At 68.3% G+C, this 16,302-nt stretch carries 16 protein-coding genes; 5 read left to right on the top strand and 11 right to left on the bottom strand.

Features of this window, described 5'->3' with window-relative positions; all coding sequences use genetic code 11:
• Positions 1–82: 82 nt before the first annotated feature.
• The 8 genes from AC5Y39_RS02315 to AC5Y39_RS02280 form a co-directional block, all read right to left on the bottom strand.
• On the bottom strand, positions 83–1,831 hold the full coding sequence (locus AC5Y39_RS02315; protein ID WP_500016094.1) for an AMP-binding protein: 1,749 nt from the start codon (positions 1,829–1,831) through the stop codon (positions 83–85).
• Positions 1,832–2,540: 709 nt separating this feature from the next.
• Complete coding sequence (locus AC5Y39_RS02310) at positions 2,541–3,251, bottom strand: thioesterase II family protein (RefSeq protein WP_500016093.1); 711 nt, start codon at positions 3,249–3,251, stop codon at positions 2,541–2,543.
• A gap of 284 nt (positions 3,252–3,535) precedes the next feature.
• Positions 3,536–4,222 carry a two-component sensory transduction protein RegX gene (regX, locus tag AC5Y39_RS02305; protein ID WP_499950051.1) on the bottom strand — a complete coding sequence of 229 codons (687 nt, stop codon included), beginning with the start codon at positions 4,220–4,222 and terminating at the stop codon, positions 3,536–3,538.
• Between the two features lie 16 nt (positions 4,223–4,238).
• The gene (locus tag AC5Y39_RS02300) at positions 4,239–5,432 is read right to left on the bottom strand and encodes a sensor histidine kinase (protein WP_500016092.1); all 1,194 of its coding nucleotides are present in this window, start codon (positions 5,430–5,432) and stop codon (positions 4,239–4,241) included.
• A gap of 123 nt (positions 5,433–5,555) precedes the next feature.
• Complete coding sequence (locus AC5Y39_RS02295) at positions 5,556–6,314, bottom strand: phosphoglyceromutase (protein ID WP_500016091.1); 759 nt, start codon at positions 6,312–6,314, stop codon at positions 5,556–5,558.
• A 13-nt stretch (positions 6,315–6,327) separates the two neighbouring features.
• Positions 6,328–6,846, bottom strand: coding sequence for a type III secretion system chaperone family protein (locus AC5Y39_RS02290; protein ID WP_500016090.1), 519 nt, complete (start codon positions 6,844–6,846; stop codon positions 6,328–6,330).
• Complete coding sequence (gene mshA / locus AC5Y39_RS02285; protein WP_500016089.1) at positions 6,843–8,162, bottom strand: D-inositol-3-phosphate glycosyltransferase; 1,320 nt, start codon at positions 8,160–8,162, stop codon at positions 6,843–6,845. Before mshA ends, AC5Y39_RS02290 begins: the two co-directional genes overlap by 4 nt.
• Before the next feature lie 59 nt (positions 8,163–8,221).
• A complete protein-coding gene (locus tag AC5Y39_RS02280; protein WP_500016088.1) occupies positions 8,222–9,460 on the bottom strand; it encodes an ROK family protein in 1,239 nt (412 codons plus the stop codon).
• A gap of 171 nt (positions 9,461–9,631) precedes the next feature.
• On the opposite strand from AC5Y39_RS02280, the gene AC5Y39_RS02275 reads away from it, so the two are divergent.
• A complete protein-coding gene (locus AC5Y39_RS02275) occupies positions 9,632–10,384 on the top strand; it encodes an SDR family NAD(P)-dependent oxidoreductase (RefSeq protein ID WP_500016087.1) in 753 nt (250 codons plus the stop codon).
• On the opposite strand, the gene AC5Y39_RS02270 is transcribed toward AC5Y39_RS02275, so the two are convergent.
• Positions 10,381–11,664: a L,D-transpeptidase gene (locus AC5Y39_RS02270; RefSeq protein ID WP_500016086.1), complete on the bottom strand. Its 1,284-nt coding sequence runs from the start codon at positions 11,662–11,664 to the stop codon at positions 10,381–10,383. The genes AC5Y39_RS02275 and AC5Y39_RS02270 overlap by 4 nt on opposite strands.
• Positions 11,665–11,698: 34 nt before the next feature.
• Positions 11,699–12,757, bottom strand: a complete 1,059-nt coding sequence (locus AC5Y39_RS02265) for a UDP-N-acetylmuramate dehydrogenase (RefSeq protein ID WP_500016085.1) — start codon at positions 12,755–12,757, stop codon at positions 11,699–11,701.
• Positions 12,758–12,783: 26 nt separating this feature from the next.
• Here AC5Y39_RS02265 and AC5Y39_RS02260 point away from each other — a divergent pair, with 26 nt between their 5' ends.
• Genes AC5Y39_RS02260 through AC5Y39_RS02245 form a run of 4 tightly spaced genes read left to right on the top strand, consistent with a single transcriptional unit; the run spans position 12,784 to position 15,638 of the window.
• The gene (locus tag AC5Y39_RS02260; RefSeq protein ID WP_500016084.1) at positions 12,784–13,290 is read left to right on the top strand and encodes a DUF2505 domain-containing protein; all 507 of its coding nucleotides are present in this window, start codon (positions 12,784–12,786) and stop codon (positions 13,288–13,290) included.
• Between the two features lie 20 nt (positions 13,291–13,310).
• On the top strand, positions 13,311–13,823 hold the full coding sequence (locus AC5Y39_RS02255) for a DUF2505 domain-containing protein (protein WP_500016083.1): 513 nt from the start codon (positions 13,311–13,313) through the stop codon (positions 13,821–13,823).
• A gap of 10 nt (positions 13,824–13,833) precedes the next feature.
• Positions 13,834–14,652, top strand: a complete 819-nt coding sequence (locus AC5Y39_RS02250; RefSeq protein WP_500016082.1) for a carbon-nitrogen hydrolase family protein — start codon at positions 13,834–13,836, stop codon at positions 14,650–14,652.
• Positions 14,649–15,638: an LmeA family phospholipid-binding protein gene (locus AC5Y39_RS02245; RefSeq protein ID WP_500016081.1), complete on the top strand. Its 990-nt coding sequence runs from the start codon at positions 14,649–14,651 to the stop codon at positions 15,636–15,638. Before AC5Y39_RS02250 ends, AC5Y39_RS02245 begins: the two co-directional genes overlap by 4 nt.
• Here the strand turns inward: AC5Y39_RS02245 and deoC are convergent.
• A complete protein-coding gene (deoC, locus tag AC5Y39_RS02240) occupies positions 15,633–16,301 on the bottom strand; it encodes a deoxyribose-phosphate aldolase (RefSeq protein ID WP_500016080.1) in 669 nt (222 codons plus the stop codon). The genes AC5Y39_RS02245 and deoC overlap by 6 nt on opposite strands.
• Position 16,302 lies beyond the last annotated feature (1 nt).

Below are 16,302 nucleotides of genomic sequence, written 5' to 3'. Positions count from 1 at the left end.
GAGATTCGATGTGCGAGTTCGCAATCGCGTGCGCCGTCGGAGCGCTTGTCCGCCGCCACAGCTGCATTCGGTTGGCCGGCCGTCATACGACCGCGTCGAGTCGCTGGAACTGATCGAGCCGATAACGCTCGACGCACGCCGAGCGCCGGATCTTGCCGCTCGTGGTGATGGGGATCGAGCCGGGAGGCACGAGCACCACATCGGTGGCCCGAACGCTGTGCACTCGTGAGATCGCTGCTGTGACATCTCGTTTCAGCGTGCGAAGCCTTTGCTGCTCGTCCTGCTCTGGCGCGCGCGGCTTCCTGACCTCGACGATGACGACCAGCTGCTCTGTCCGATCACCGGGAACGGACACCGCCGCGACGCGGCCGCCGCTGATTTCTTGGACGGTCGCCTCGATGTCGTCGGGGTAGTGATTACGCCCGTCGACGATCAGCAGGTCTTTGATGCGGCCGACGATGAAGAGTTCTCCCTCGGAGATCACGCCCAGATCGCCGGTACGCAGCCACGGACCTTCGGGCCGTCCCGGAGAATGATCGAGGAGACGTCCGCCGAATGTCCGCTCCGACAACTCCGGATTGCGCCAATATCCGCTCGCCACGTTGGGGCCATGCACCCAGATTTCACCGACGTCGCCTGCCGCCTTCTCGTGGCCCGTGTCGGGATCGACGATCGCAAAGGTCACGGCGCGCGACCCGCCATGGCTTACCAGTTCGGTGCCGGCTTCACTGTCGCAACGCTTCGCATGGCCCGCCGACAGCTTTTCGTAGTCGAAGCGGACAGCGCTCGGCGGACGCTGCGGCGCCGAGGAGGCGATATACAGGGTCGCCTCGGCGAGGCCGTACGACGGTCGAACGACGGTGTCACTGAGCCCCAGAGGACAGAATCGCCCGTTGAACCGCCTGATGGTGGCAGCGTGATTCCGCTCGCTGCCGGCGATGATGCAGTACACGTTTCCCAGGTCCAGCCCCGCCAGGTCGTCGTCGGATGTGCGGCGCGCCGCCAGCTCGAACGCAAAATTCGGTGCGGCAGAAAAGGAATGGGGGTGGCTTGCCAGCATCTGCATCCACCGGGCCGGCTTCTGCAGAAATGCCATGGGACTGGTGAGCACCGTGGAAACGCCCGACCAGACCGGTGCGGTGATTCCCAGCAGCAGCCCCATGTCGTGGTAGAAGGGCAGCCACGACACCAGTGTGGTGTCGGCGAATGCTTCGCCTCTGCGGTCTTCGAAGTAGTCGGCGAAGACCTGCTGCAGGTTCTTGACGATGTTGTCGTGAGTCACCACAACACCTGCCGGCCGCCGCGTCGAGCCGGAGGTGTATTGCAACAGTGCCGTGGTGCGCCCTGAGACCTCCCGTGGCGCGGATGACTGCGGTGCATCGAGGTCCAGGGCGTCGATCTCGACAATCGCCGGCATTTGACCGGGGGTGGCCTGTGCGCAGGAGACGACATCGTCGACGACTGTGGACGTCGTCAGGACCGCGACGGGTGCACTGTCGCTCAGGGCGGCGGTGATCCGTTCGTCATGAGTGCCGCCCAGCGGAACTGACAGCGGCACCGCGACGAAGCCGCCATGGATGGCGCCGAGGAAGCCGACGATGTACTCCAAACCCTGCGGTGCGACGATCGCGACGCGATCGCCCGGCGACCCGTACGCCCCGAGTTCGGCGGCGATCGCCTGCACCCGCTGGTACGCCTGAGACCACGTCAGGCTGTCGCTGAATCCGCCGGAGTCGATGTCGTAATCGATGAATCTGAACGCCGTCGCATCGGGCTGCAGTTCGGCTTGTTTCTGCAGCGCAGCAGGGACAGAAGAAGCGATTGACGGCATCGCATCACCCTTACGTAGTTAGCCAGCAGACGATCAGGGAAGACCCTACGAGCGAACGCTAACACGGTTTTCCGACCAATGCTTAGGAACGGCAATCTGGGAAATTCTCGGGCCACGCGCGATCTATTTCGACATGTTTGCGCCGGTCACAGGCTTGTATGGCAGTTAATGACGCTTTTCCGGATTTGACGGCCGGTTGCCACTGGCCGTCGGTTCGCAAACAAATTGGCTGCCGTCCGAGCCGGTAATTCAGCTACCTAGATTGTTTGCTGAACTTAGCTAGGCGCGGTAAGGGTCGGCTAGGTCGCCGGCATTGGCGGCTCGTCTCCGAGACCGCGCGGGGCGCGCAGAAACAGCAGCCGATGAACCGCTTCCCGTGCCGAAGAACTTCAAAGAGCAAACATTCGTCAGGCGGCGTCAAAACACTGATACAGACGAACTCGAACCGCTCCCCCGTTATCCCGCGCAGAACTCACGGACAAAGCCTGCGCCGCGCGATGGGGCGCAGACATCAGGGCGAGTGCTCTGGTAGCGCGGCGCTGGTTACCAGCGAGTACGGAGATTGCAGGCGCCGTGGCCCCGACCACCCCCGGCGTCCAGTGCAACCGTCTCGACGGCCGTGCACCGGGGTGACCGATCGGCGCGCCGGCACGCGGTCGCAGACGCCGACTCTGCGAGCGCGTTCCAGGCGGCCGGCGCGTGCCAGAAGCTACCGGCTGACGTACGACGTGATCTTGCCCTCGATGTCGTCGACGAGCTCGGGCAAATTGTCGTTCAGGTAGAAGTGGTGACCGGGGAAGGCGCGCACAGTGAACTCGCCCGCCGTGCGCTCGGCCCAGCCAGCTACCTTCTCATAGGGGGCCACTTCGTCGCTGTCGCCGAGAAAAGCGAAGATGGGGCACGACACAATGGCGTCGGGCGGGCAGTTGTAATTGCTGATCGCTTTCAGGCCGCGCAGGGTCGGAAGTATCTTCGCCGCGAATTCCTCGTCTTCGATCAACTCCGGATCGGCGCCGGTCATCTGGCTGACCGCAGCAAGCAATCCTTCGTCGGATTCCGAGATGTCCTCGAAACCCACTCGTCCGGGCGCGGCAGAGGCAGAGACGAACAGTGCGTCGATGGGATTGCCTGCAGCTTCGAATCGCAGTGCGACCTCGAATGACACCAGTGCACCCATACTGTGCCCGAAAAATGCGACACCTCGGCCCGGCGTATCCCGTGGCGAAAGCATTCGGCACACTTGATCCGCAAGATCCTGGACGCTTTTGAACGACGACAGGTCGTGAGTTCCGCGCCGTCCCGGATATTGCACTGCGAGGCGCTTGATATCCGATTTGAAAGCCTTTGCAAACGGCGCGTAATAGTGCGCTGATCCACCGGCATGCGGAAAGATGTACAACGTCGGCGTGTGCGCGGCCACGAGATCACATTACATCTGGGCGCGCCGACGGATCGATTCTCCCGCCATCAGCAAAGCGGCCCGACGCCGTGCAGCCGGCTCCCAGCTTCGCAGCGTCACCGGCCGTGCGGCCATGGAAGAGCTGCGCGGGCTCGCCGCAGCAATCTCCGATGCCCGGCGCTCGGCGCCCACCCACGCGCCGTCGGCCCGCCGTCGGAGATGTTTGAGAAAGCAAACAGGCATTAACTCGGTTGCGGGACAGCCAAATCCGCTCCGCCGAAGCGGCCGCGCCGGGCTGACCGGGACTAGCCCTCCAACTTGTAGCCCAGGCCGCGGACCGTGATCAGATGCACTGGGTTTGCTGGATCGGCTTCGATCTTGGACCGCAGCCGCTTCACGTGAACGTCGAGAGTCTTCGTGTCGCCGACGTAGTCGGCTCCCCACACCCGATCGATCAGTTGCCCGCGGGTGAGCACTCGGCCGCTGTTGCGCATCAAGTACTCCAAGAGGTCGAACTCCTTGAGCGGCAGAGTGATCGGCTCACCGTTCACCGACACCACGTGGCGTTCGACGTCCATGCGCACCGGACCGGCTTCCAGCACACCGTCTGCCCCGCCCAGGTCGTCGGTGTCGGCGCCGCGGCGCAGCACCGCCCTGATCCGGGCGATCAGCTCGCGCGCCGAATACGGTTTGGTGACGTAATCGTCGGCACCGAGTTCCAGCCCTACGACTTTGTCGATCTCGCTGTCGCGAGCCGTCACCATGATGACCGGCACACTGGACTTGGCTCGCAGCTGCTTGCACACGTCGGTGCCGCTCATGCCGGGCAGCATCAGATCCAGCAGCACGATGTCGGCGCCGGCGCGGTCGAATTCGGCCAGCGCAGTGGGCCCGTCGGCAACTACGGTCGCCTCGAAGCCCTCCTTGCGCAACAGGAACGCCAGCGGGTCGGCGAGGGACTCCTCGTCCTCCACGATCAGCACACTGGTCACGACGTGGTGTTTCCTCTCATCCAGCCGACGGGTCGTCGGCGTCTTCATGGCCGGCTCCGCCGTCGGTGTCCTCGTAGGCCGGGATCGACAGCGTGAACGTCGACCCCGTGCCGGGTTGGCTCCACAGCCGGATGGTCCCGTTGTGGTTGGCCGCAATGTGTTTGACGATCGCCAGCCCCAGCCCAGTGCCGCCCGTCGCGCGGGAGCGGGCCTTGTCCACCCGGAAGAACCGCTCGAACACCCGCTCCTGGTGTTCCTTGGCAATCCCGATGCCCCGGTCGGTGACGGCGATTTCGACGTTGCCGCCGCGGCGGCGCCTGCTGATCGACACCGGCGAGCCCGGCGGCGAATACGAGATCGCATTACTGACCAGGTTGGCCAGCGCAGTGACCAGCAGCCCTTGGTCGCCCAGCACCTTGAACCCGCTGGGCTCGTCGGTGGCGATCGTGATGTCGGCGTTGTCGGCGGCCACCTTGGAGCGCGAAAGCGCCTCAGCGACAACGGTATCCACGTCGACCGCTTCGAGCTCGGGCAACCGTTCAGCGCCCTGCAGCCGCGACAGCTCGATCAGCTCACTGACCATGTTGGCCAGCCGCTGAGACTCGAAGTGCAACTTTTCGCCGAACCGGCGCACTGTGTCCGGGTCGTCGGCCGACTCCAGCAGCGCCTCGGCCAGCAGTCCCATCGCCCCCACCGGTGTCTTGAGTTCGTGGCTGACGTTGGCGACGAAATCACGACGAGTCGCTTCCATGCGCGCCACTTCGGAGTCGTCGAACACGTAGATCACCGCGAACCGGCGGTCTTCCTCGGCAAGCAGGCGCACCCGGCCGCGCACGGACAACCCGGATCGTCCGGACGGGTACGCCCCCGGCGACAGGTCGATGTCGACATCGTCCCCGCGGGCGAGCACGCGGCGCGCGGCCGTCCACGCCCGGTCGTCGAGCAGCCGGTCACGCACCAGGCCGAGCTCCTGGGCGCGGGCGTTCAAGAACACGACGTCGCGATGGTTGTCGACGACAGCGACGCCGATCGGCGACAGCGCGACGATGCGGTGCAGCATCTGCGACACCGTCAGCCCGGCCTCCTGGGCGGCGACACGCCGGTTGCGTTCGGCGAGCCGCGGCATCACCGCGCCGCCGACGACGACGCCGATCACCAGCGCCACGGAGGCTGCCACCGCGGCCACGAGGACCGCAGACGCCACAGTCACGTCCGAATCGTACGCAGACGGTGAACGTCACCCCAGCAGCGTGAGGCCATTTCGGGACATCTCACACCCGCCGGCGAAGGAGTTCCACTGCAGTTCACCGACTGTTCGCCGAGCCCCGGCTGGTCAGCTCTTCGCGCCCGCGCCCTGGCTGGCCACTGCAGCGGCCCCGGCGGCGGCGGCCTCCGGATCGAGGTACTGCCCGCCGGGTGTCACCGGCCGCAGGCTGGCATCGAGGTCGTAGCGCAGCGGGATCCCGGTCGGGATGTTGAGGCCGACCACCTCGTCGTCGGACATGCCGTCGAGGTACTTCACCAGCGCGCGCAGCGAGTTTCCGTGCGCGGCGATCAGCACGGTCTTGCCCAGCCGCAGGTCCGGCACGATCACGTCGGTGTAGTACGGCAGGAACCGGGCCACCACGTCGGCCAGGCACTCGGTGAGCGGGCCACCGCCGATGTCGACGTAGCGCGGGTCGGTGTCCTGGCTGTACTCGCTGCCCGGCTCGATCGGCGGCGGCGGGATGTCGTAGCTGCGCCGCCACGCCATGAACTGCTCTTCGCCGTACTTGGCTTTGGTCTCGGCTTTGTTGAGGCCCTGCAGGGCGCCGTAGTGACGCTCGTTGAGCCGCCAGCTGCGCTTGACCGGAATCCACAGCCGGTCGGCTGCATCCAGCGCCAGGTGCGCGGTGGTGATGGCGCGGCGCAGCAGCGACGTGTGCAGCACGTCGGGCAGCAGCCCGTGCTCGGCGATCAGCTCGCCACCCCGGATCGCTTCGGCGCGACCCTTTTCGGTCAGGTCGACGTCCACCCAACCGGTGAACAGGTTCTTGGCGTTCCATTCGCTTTCGCCGTGGCGAAGAAGCACCAGCGTGCCGACGTCTGCCATGCCGGAAAGTCTCTCACGGGGCCGAATCAGGGCGCTCGATCAGATGGGCGAACGCCTCGAGGTTCTTCAGCGATTCACCACGCGACACCCGCCAGGCCCATTCGCGGCGGATCGAGGTCGAGAAACCCAGTTCCAGCAGCGTGTTGAAGTCCTCGTCGACGGCCTCGAGCACCTGTCCCAGCACCCGGTCCAGCTCCTCGGCGGTCACCGCCGACAGCGCCATCCGGCCGACCAGGTAGATGTCGCCGACGTTGTCGAGGGTGTAGGCGACTCCGTAGAGCTTCCGGTTGCGCTTGAGCAGAAATCGGTAGACGGCTTCGTGGTTCTCGTCGGGGTTGCGGCAGACGAACGCCTCCACCCGCACCGAGTGTTCGCCGACGGTCAGGATCGTGTTGGTCTTGAGCCGTCGCTCCCCCGGCAGCTCGACGACGATTCCGGGCGGTCCCCCGTGGGCGCCCTCGTGGTGAAAGTAGGGCAGCCCGCTCTCGTCGAGCGCGTCTTCGATGAGCTGTTGGACGACGTCGTCGGTCATGCGCGCAGCCCCCGCCTCATGCTCCACCGACGACCCAACCGGCGCGACGCCAGCGGGACAACCGCACCGCCTTGCCGTCCGGCGTGGTAGTCCTCGGTCGCCCGGCCATAGGCGTCCAGCAGCGCGTCGACGGTGCGCTGCCACGAGAAGTTCGCGGCGTGCGCGGCTGCAGCGCGGCTCATCGCCGGGGCTCTGGCCAGCAGCGCGTCGATGGTCTCGGCCCAGTCGTCGATGTCGTGGCTGGACACCAGCGCGCCGCTGACTCCGTCGCGGACCGCGACGGGTAATCCGCCCACGGCCGCCGCGACGACAGGCGTTCCGCACGCCTGCGCCTCGATGGCCACCAGGCCGAACGACTCCGAGTAGCTGGGCACCGCGACCAGGTCCGCGGCCCGGTACACGGTCACCAGCCCGGTGCGCGGCTGCGGCGGGAGGAACGTGACACGTGCGCTGATTCCCAGCTCGGCGGCCAGCCGCGCGAGCGTCTCGGGCGCCTGCAGCCCGGAGCCGGACGGCCCACCGGCCACCAGCACCCGCAGCCGCGGATGGGTCTCGGTCAGTTTCGCGGCCGCACGCAGCAGGATGTCGGGGGCCTTCAGCGGCTGGATGCGCCCGACGAACGCCACCACCTGCTCGTCGCCGGCCAGTCCCAGCGCCGCCCGCGCGGCGGCTTTGTCACCCGGCGTGAACGTTTGCAGATCGACGCCGGGGTGCACGACGTCGATGCGTGCAGGGTCCGCGTGGTGAATCGAAATGAGTTGGCGCGCTTCGTCTTCGGTATTGACGATCAAGCGGTCGGCCTCGTCGACCACCTGCTGTTCGCCGACCACCCGCATTGGCGGCTCGGGAGCGTCACCGTCGGCCAGTGCCGCGTTCTTCACCGCGGCCAGCGTGTGGGCGGTGTGCACCAGCGGCACTGCCCAGCGGTCGCGGGCCAGCCAGCCGACCTGGCCGGACAGCCAGTAGTGCGAGTGCACGATGTCGTAGTAGCCGGGTTCGTGGGTGGCCTCGGCGCGCAGCACCCCGGCGGTGAACGCGCACAGCTGTGTCGGCAGGTCGTGCTTGTCCAACCCCTCGAAGGGACCGGCGACGACATTGCGCACCAGCACACCGGGCGCCACCGGCACGGTCGGCGGATCTTGCGACGACGTCGCGCGGGTGAAGATCTCGACTTCGACGCCGCGGCGCGCCATCTCGAGCGCCGACTGCAGGATGTAGACGTTCATGCCGCCCGCATCGCCGGTACCGGGCTGCGCAAGCGGCGAGGTGTGCACCGACAGCACCGCGACGCGGCGGAGCACCTGGGCGTCGGTCACATGCCATGTCTACCCGAAAGGGTCGGGGACCTATTCCTGCGGCACCCGTCTCGGCCGCGTCAGGCCGAGACGCCTTCACCGGCCGGCGCACCGCCGATGCGCCGGAACGCGCGCCTCATCGCCCCGATCGGGTCGGCGTAGAGCCCGCTCAACGACGTCACCCCGGCGCCGGCCTCCTGCACCCGGTTGCCGAACGCGGTGACCCTGATGTCGCGCGGCGGCAGCGTCGAGTGCCGGACGTAGGAGGCCTCGACCTCGCTGATGCCTTCGGGGTATTCGGTGAACGCCTGGCCGCCGACCACGAGGTCGTCGGGATTGAGCATGTCGCGCAGCAGCGCCACCGCGCCACCGAGCACCCGGGCCCGCTCGGCGAGCAGTTCACGGGCCTGGCGGTTGCCGCCCCGCGCTGCACGCAGCAGCGTGCTCATCGTGGCGTTGGCGGGGATCACGCCCAACCGGCGCCCGGCCGCCAGCACAGCCTCGTCGCTCACCGTCGACTCCAGCCGGCCCGAACCGCCCAGCAGGTCGGACTGGGTGGGCAACGCGGATATGTTGCCCGGGCCGCTGGCCGGGCTGTGCACCCGGCCGCCGATCACCAAGGCATAGCCGACGGTCTCGCGGGCGTAGACGTACAGGCTGGTCGACGACCGCGCGGCGAACCGTCGCATGCCCAGTAGCAGTTCCGCCCCGGCCATCGCGTCCACGTGCACGGCCACCGACACGGGCAGGTCCAGCGTCTCGGCGAACATCGGCCCGACCGGGGCGTCCGTCCAGCCGAGCCTCGGGTGGTCGACGGTTCCGGTGGCGCCGTCCACGACGCCGCCGATCGCGACGCCCACCCAGAGAGCCCGGCGCCGGTGCCAGCGCCTCAGGTACCGCTGGGCGCTGGCGGCCAGCGCCGTGAGCGCTGCGACCTGACCGGTCTGCGGGGTGGGGGTCTCGACGACGTCGAGCGTGCGGCCCAGCAGGTCGGTGGCGACGATGCTGGTGGTGCGCGCGCCGATGTGCAGGCCCAGCGTCAGGTACGGCTCGTGGTTGATTTCGACGGGCACCCGGGGCCGGCCGATCGCACCTGACGCGGCCAGGTCGGGGCGTTCCCGCAGTAGCCCGGCGTCCAGCAGCGCGGTCACTTGGCGGTTCACCGTGGCGATCGACAGGGAAGTGACTTGGGCGATCGCGTCACGCGCGATCGGGCCGCGGGTCCGTGCGGCGCCGAACACTGCGGCGGCTGCCGCCTCGGGCAGACCCAGCGACGGCGCGATGATGTGGTGGCGGGTCAGAAGAATCGTGGATCGCATCTGGGTTGTCCTTCGTCAGTCGGTTGGCTGGACCCTGGCCGCACCGACTCGGCGGTCAGGCGCGGCGATGACCGGGGCGACAACACCTACAGGCGAAGAACACGTCGTGAAACTTAGCACGGCTCTGCGACTGGCACAGGCCGAGGCGTCGGCGCTCTCTAGAGTGAGGGCATGACTGCGCAGCCGCAGAGAGTCGCCGTCGTCACCGGCGCCAGCTCGGGCATCGGTGCTGCAACAGCGAAAGCCCTTGCGCGCCAAGGGTTTCACGTAGTGGCGGTGGCTCGGCGCGCGGACCGCATCGAGGCGCTGGCCGCCGAAATCGGGGGCACCGCGATAGTGGCGGACGTCACGGACCAAACAGCGGTGGACGAGCTGTCACGGCGGCTGGATCGCGTCGATGTGCTGGTGAACAACGCCGGTGGGGCCAGGGGCTTGGCGCCGGTGGCCGACGCCGACCTCGAGCACTGGCGCTGGATGTGGGAGACCAACGTGCTCGGCACGCTGCGGGTGACCCGGGCGTTGCTACCCAAGCTGATCGCGTCCGGGGACGGGCTGATCGTCACGGTCACGTCGGTGGCCGCGTTGGAAACCTACGACGGCGGCGCCGGATACACCGCGGCCAAGCACGCCCAAGGGGCGTTGCACCGCACGCTGCGAGGCGAGCTGCTCGGAAAACCGGTGCGGCTCACCGAGATTGCGCCCGGTGCGGTGCAAACCGAGTTCTCGCTGGTGCGTTTCGACGGCGACCGAACCCGTGCCGACGCGGTGTATCGGGGCATCACCCCGCTGGTGGCCGAGGACGTCGCCGAGGTGATCGGCTTCGTGGCGTCGCGGCCGTCGCACGTGAACCTGGACCTCGTGGTGATCCGGCCGCGCGATCAGGCGACCGCGTCGCGGTTCTACCGCCGCGACGACGACGGCTAACGGCCCGGGCGACCGTTGACGGGTTGCGGCGCGCCCGACGGGGTGGCCGGCGCGCTGCTGGGGATGTTCGACGGCGGCTGCTGCGACGAGAGGGCCGACATCGAGCGCCAGGTGTCCCAATCGACCGCCCAGTCCCAGATGTCGCCGTCGGAGTAGGACAGCTGGATCGACGTGCCGGTGACCTCGACCGGGTCGCCGTAGATCGCGCTGTTGAAGTACTGGATGGCGTTTTCCAGGTTCAGGTTGATGCACCCGTTGGTGACGTTGGTGTTGCCTTGCGCGCCAATGCTTTCCGGGTTGCAGTGAATGAACTCGCCGTTGTTGGAGATGCGCACGGCGTAGCGCTCGTGGACATTGCTGTAGCCGGCCGCCGGGTTGCTCATCCAGAAGTCGGCGTACTTTTCGGTCACCACGTGCGTGCCGCTGCGAGTGACGTTGCGCGGCTGGTCTCCTTCGCCGTAGCTGCACGGGAAGTCCATGATCACGCCCGCGTCGGTCACCACCTGCATGCGATGCGACGGCGCGTGCGCCTTGACGACCTGGCGCCGGCCGATGGTGAAGTTCAGCGAGACGTCCTCTGCGCCGTAGGCGTCGTCGCCGAAGTTGACGCCGTAGAGCTTGGCGTCCACCTTCACGGTGGTGCCCGGCTGGTAGTACTCCTTGGTGCGCCAGTGCACGCGCGAGCCTTGGGCCTCGTCGGGCAGCCAGGCCCAGCTGCCCTCGGTGGCGGGTTCGGTGGTCACCGTGAGCGCGCGTTCGACGGCCGCCTTGTCGCTGATCGGCGCGTTGAATTGCAGGATGATCGGCGCGGCGATGCCGACGGTCTGCCCGTCTGCCAGCTGGAATTGGCCGCTGACGGTCTTGGTGGGTTTGACGGTGGTGAAGCTGCCACTGACCGGGACCGCGGAGCCGTCGTGGCCGACCACCGACCCCGCCCAGGTGTACTTCGCGCCGTAGCCGAGGGGTTCGGTCACGGTGTAGGAGGTGCGGTCGCGGCTGAGCGCGCCGGCCACGGCTTTGCCCTCGGAGTTGGTCAGCGTGACCCGCTGAAACCAGCCGTCACTGACCTCGGCACCGATCTGCGCGGTCGGCAGCACGTCTTCTGCGCCGTCGTTCGGCCGTAACGTCACGGTCGGCTTCGGCGGCGGGCCCGCCGTCTCGCCCGGTTTGCCGGACCTGCCGATACACGACGCCAGCGCGCCAGGCGCAACCACCCCGACCGCGAGCGCAGTCAAGGCACGGCGGCGAGTCAGCCGCGGCGCGTCGTTGGCTGGTGTCACGTCGACCCAGGGTACGGGTGGCCTGGTCCCCGTGCTAAATCGTCACGCCGACCAGCACCGGTTCCGGGACCAACGTGATTCCGAACGCGTCGCGCACGCCGTCGCGGATTCTGCGGGCCAGCGCCACGATGTCGGCCGTGGTGGCCGACCCTCGGTTGGTCAGCGCCAGTGAATGTTTGGTCGACACCCGGGCGGGCGCACTTGCGCCGGGGTATCCCTTGTGAAAGCCGGCCTGCTCCACCAGCCATGCGGCTGCCAGTTTGACGCCGTCGGGCGCCGCGAAGTGCGGCACCGGCCCCGCGCTGCGGTGGGTGAGGCGCTCGTAATCTTGTTGCGATACAACAGGATTGGTGAAGAACGAGCCGGCGCTCCAGGTGTCGTGATCCGCGTCGTCGAGCACCATGCCCTTGCGGCGGCGCAAGGCCAGCACCGCGTTGCGCACGCGGCCCGGTTCGATGCGGTCGCCTTCCTGCGCACCGAGCGCGGTGATGAGCTCCCGATAGCGCAGCGGGGCACTGCGACCCGTCGCGTCGAGCGCGAACTCGACCTCCAGCACTACGAACTCGTCGGTGCCCTTCAGCATGCTGTGGCGGTAGCCGAACTCCAGCTCTGCCGGGCTGACCCACCGCACGTCGCCGCTGGCGCGGTCCAGCAGCCGCACCCGGGTGATGCAGTCGGCTACCTCCACGCCGTACGCGCCGACGTTCTGCACCGGAGTGGCGCCCGTCGAGCCCGGGATGCCGGACAGGCACTCCAATCCGCCCAGTCCGTGCCGCAGGGAGGCAACCACGACGTCGTCCCAGACGGCGCCGGCTTGCGCCCGCAGGATCGGCCCGTCGATGGTCATTCCGCCGGTGGCCAGCCGCACCACGGTCAGATCGGTGAGGTCGTCGGCGATCACCACATTCGACCCGCCGGCCATCACCAACACCCGGCCCGCTTGCGAGTCGACCGCGCGGATCGCCGCTACCACCTGATCCGTTGTGGCACAGGTGATCACACGCCGAGCGACGGGTCCGACCCGCAGCGTGGTCAGCGGCGCGAGCGGAACGTCGTCCGCCACGCGAGCGCCGGCGTAGTCAGCGGTGGCCACGGCCGGTAACGGTAACCTGACCTGCTATGCCGCGTTCATTCGACTTGTCGGCCGATTACCACGGCACTGTCGAGCAAGTGCGCGCGGCGTTCTCCGACGAGCAGTACTGGCTGGCCCGGCTGGTCGACTCGGGCGCCGACGTCGCGACGCTGGATTCCTTGACGGTCGCCGACGACGGCTCCGTGACGGTGGCCACCACCCAGACGCTGCGCGCCGACCGGCTGCCGGCGGTGGTGACGCAATTCCACCCGCGCAATCTCCAGATCGTCCGCCACGAGACGTGGACGCCGGTGCGCGACGGGGTGGCCCGCGCCGAAGTGTCCGGGGCGGTGCCGGGCGCTCCGGTGTCGCTGACAGGAACGGCGCTGCTCAGGCCCACAGAGACGGGCTCGCGGCTGCAGTTCAGCGCCACCGTCGAGGTCAACATTCCGCTGGTCGGCGGGAAGCTCGAGACGTTCATCGGCGGCAAGCTCGCCGAGCTCGTCGCCGCCGAGCAGCGCTTCACCACGGTGTGGATCACCGAGAACGCTTGAGCGCCAGCTAATCTGAGCTGATGAGCCGGCGACTTGACTACACGGTCACCTATGACGCGTCGGCCGCGGATGTCTACCGCAGCTTCACCAGCCGCGTGTACTGGGAATCTCTGTTGCAGGAGTACCGCCGCGTGACCCCGGATTCCGAGCTCACGTCTTTTTCCAGCGACCACACCGGAACACGAGTCGTGCTGACCCACACCCTGCCGCGCGCATACCTGCCGCCGATCGGGCGTGCCGTGGCGCCGGCCGACGTGGTGGTGATGCGTGAGCAGCAGTTCAAGCCGTACGACCCACACCGGAACCAAGGCACCGGAACTCATCGGGCGTCGATCCCGCGGGTCGTCGGCCACTTCCAGGGCTCGCAGCTGCTCACCCAGACCCGCAACGGCTGCCAGGTGCGGCTGTCGAGCGTGTGCAAGCTGGCGATCCCGCTGGTCGGCCGACGGCTCGAAGAGCTGGTGACCCGCCACGTCACCGAGCTGTTCGACGCCGAAAGGCGGTTCACCACCGAGTGGGTGTGCCGACACTAGGCTCGACGTCATGCGCATCGCGCTGGCCCAGATCCGCGCCGGGACCGACCCGTCGGCCAACCTGACGCTGGTCGCCGAGAACGTCCGCCGGGCCGCCGACGCCGGGGCGGCGCTGGTGGTGTTCCCGGAGGCGACGATGTGCCGCTTCGGTGTGCCGCTGGGCCCGGTGGCCGAGCCGCTCGACGGGCCGTGGGCGTGCGCGGTGCGCTCGATCGCCGCCGACGCGGGCGTCGTCGTGGTGGCGGGCATGTTCGTGCCGACCCACGACGGACGGGTCACCAACACGCTGATCGCCACGGGCCCGGGTGTCGACGCCCACTACGACAAGATCCACCTCTACGACGCGTTCGGGTTCGCCGAGTCGCGGACCGTCGCACCGGGGCGCGAGCCCGTCGTGGTCGACGTGGCGGGCGTCGGAGTGGGCCTTTCCACGTGCTACGACGTGCGGTTCCCGGCGCTGTACATCGAGCTGGCCGACCGCGGCGCCCAGGTGATAGCGGTATGTGCGTCGTGGGGGGCGGGGCCGGGCAAGCTCGACCAGTGGCGGTTGCTGCTGCGTGCCCGCGCGCTGGACTGCACCAGCTTCGTCGCCGCGACCGGCCAGGCCTATCCCGGCGACGACCTGGCAGCCAAGGGCGCGCCGACGGGCGTGGGCGGGAGCCTGGTCGCGTCGCCGTTCGGTGAGGTGGTTGCCGAAGCCGGTGCCGACCCGGAATTGGTGGTGGCCGACCTGGACCTCGACACGGTGGCCGCGGCTCGCGACACGCTCGCCGTGCTTCGCAACCGCTCATCGTTCGCTCAGGCGGATAGGGCAGAATCGCGCGGGTGACGAATCCGCAGGGCCCGCAGCACGGTGACCCGCAGGCCTGGAGCCGTCCCGGTGGCCAGCCTTTCCCGCCACCCCGCCAGCCGGGACCGCCGCCGGAGCAGCCCACCCACCAGATTCCCAAGGCGGGTAGCCCGATGGATGGGCCGACGACGCACATCCCCCGAGCAGGCCAGACCGAACCGCCCACGCAGCACATTCCCAGAGCGGCGCCACAAGCCGAGAAGCCGGCCGCCACCCCTGCGGGCGGCAGGCGCAGCTTCTGGCGGGACCCGCTGTCGATCGTGCTGGTCGTCGTCATCGTGGTGGCGGTGGTGGCCGCCGGGCTGATCGCCGGCGAGTTGTACGCGCGGCACCGCGCCGACAGCGTGGTGGCCGACGCGACCGAGTGCGTGACCCAAGACGGCGCCACCGTCTCGTTCGGCGCGATGCCGCCGTTCCTGTGGCAGCACATGACCGGCCACTACGACAACATCCTGATCAAGACCGACGGCAACCAGATCCGCAGCGCCAAGGGCATGAAGGCCGAGGTGTCGATCGACGACGTCGAGTTGGAGGGCGGCGCCAACAACAGGGGCACGATCGGCGCGCTCGACGCGACGATCACGTGGACCGCCGACGGCATCAAACAGACTGTGCAGAACGCGATTCCGATCTTCGGCAACTTCGTCACCGGAGTCGCGACCAATCCGTCGGACGGCACGATCGAATTGCAGGGCACCTTCGGCAGCATCACCGCCAAGCCGCAGGTGGTCGACGGCAACATCGCGTTGCAGGTGGTCAATGTCACGGGGCTGGGATTCGTCTTGCCCCGCGAATCGGTGCAGCCGGCGTTGGACGGGTTCACCAAGCAGCTGGCCGACAACTATCCGCTCGGCATCAAAGCCGACTCGCTGCAGGTCACGGATTCCGCTGTGGTAGGCCACTTTTCGACGCGCAACGCGTCGCTGCCGGCCGACCAGCAGGATCCCTGCTTCGCAGAGCTATAGCCCTTCCAGCACGCCGCGGGTCCCAGACAAACCCAGCCGCGTGGCGCCCGCGTCGATCATCGCGAGCGCGTCGGCGGCAGTGCGGATTCCGCCGCTGGCTTTCACGCCCAGGCGTCCGTTGACGGTGCGTGCCATCAACTCGACCGCCCGGATCGACGCGCCGCCGCTGGGGTGAAATCCGGTGGAGGTCTTCACGAAATCGGCTCCGGCGCCCTCGGCGACGCGGCACACGTCGACCAGCGCCGGCTCGCCCCGAAACTCGAGCAACGCAGCCGATTCCACGATCACCTTCAACACCGCCCCCGGCACCGCGCGGCGCACACCTTCGATGTCGGCGCGTACCACGTCGAAGTCACCGGCCAGCGCTGCCCCGATGTCGATGACCATGTCGATTTCGGCCGCACCGGCGCGCACCGCGAGCGCTGCCTCGCGGGCCTTGACCTCGGTGAGGTGCTTGCCCGACGGGAACCCGGCGACCGCCGCCACGACGGGCCCGTCGGGCGGCCGAGCCGCAACTGCCACCGGCACCATCGACGGGGACACGCATACCGCAAAAGCGCTCAGCTGCACGGCTTCTGCGACCGTCGCCGCCACGTCGGCTTGCGTCGCTTCGGGTTTGAGCAGGGTGTGGTCGACGAGCCTGGCCAGATCGGCTGCCGACACC

It is taken from the genome of Mycobacterium sp. NGS39 (genome assembly GCF_059812765.1).
This window is presented reverse-complemented; position numbering and strand designations above follow the sequence as displayed.

What these genes read in the sequence shown, in the direction of transcription:
- AC5Y39_RS02255 (WP_500016083.1), top strand. Translation starts at nt 13,311, where the DNA reads ATGAGCCGGCGACTTGACTACACGGTCACCTATGACGCGTCGGCCGCG.
- AC5Y39_RS02280 (WP_500016088.1), bottom strand. Translation starts at nt 9,460, where the DNA reads ATGCGATCCACGATTCTTCTGACCCGCCACCACATCATCGCGCCGTCG.
- AC5Y39_RS02250 (WP_500016082.1), top strand. Translation starts at nt 13,834, where the DNA reads ATGCGCATCGCGCTGGCCCAGATCCGCGCCGGGACCGACCCGTCGGCC.
- AC5Y39_RS02315 (WP_500016094.1), bottom strand. Translation starts at nt 1,831, where the DNA reads ATGCCGTCAATCGCTTCTTCTGTCCCTGCTGCGCTGCAGAAACAAGCC.
- AC5Y39_RS02290 (WP_500016090.1), bottom strand. Translation starts at nt 6,846, where the DNA reads ATGACCGACGACGTCGTCCAACAGCTCATCGAAGACGCGCTCGACGAG.
- AC5Y39_RS02275 (WP_500016087.1), top strand. Translation starts at nt 9,632, where the DNA reads ATGACTGCGCAGCCGCAGAGAGTCGCCGTCGTCACCGGCGCCAGCTCG.
- AC5Y39_RS02260 (WP_500016084.1), top strand. Translation starts at nt 12,784, where the DNA reads ATGCCGCGTTCATTCGACTTGTCGGCCGATTACCACGGCACTGTCGAG.
- AC5Y39_RS02295 (WP_500016091.1), bottom strand. Translation starts at nt 6,314, where the DNA reads ATGGCAGACGTCGGCACGCTGGTGCTTCTTCGCCACGGCGAAAGCGAA.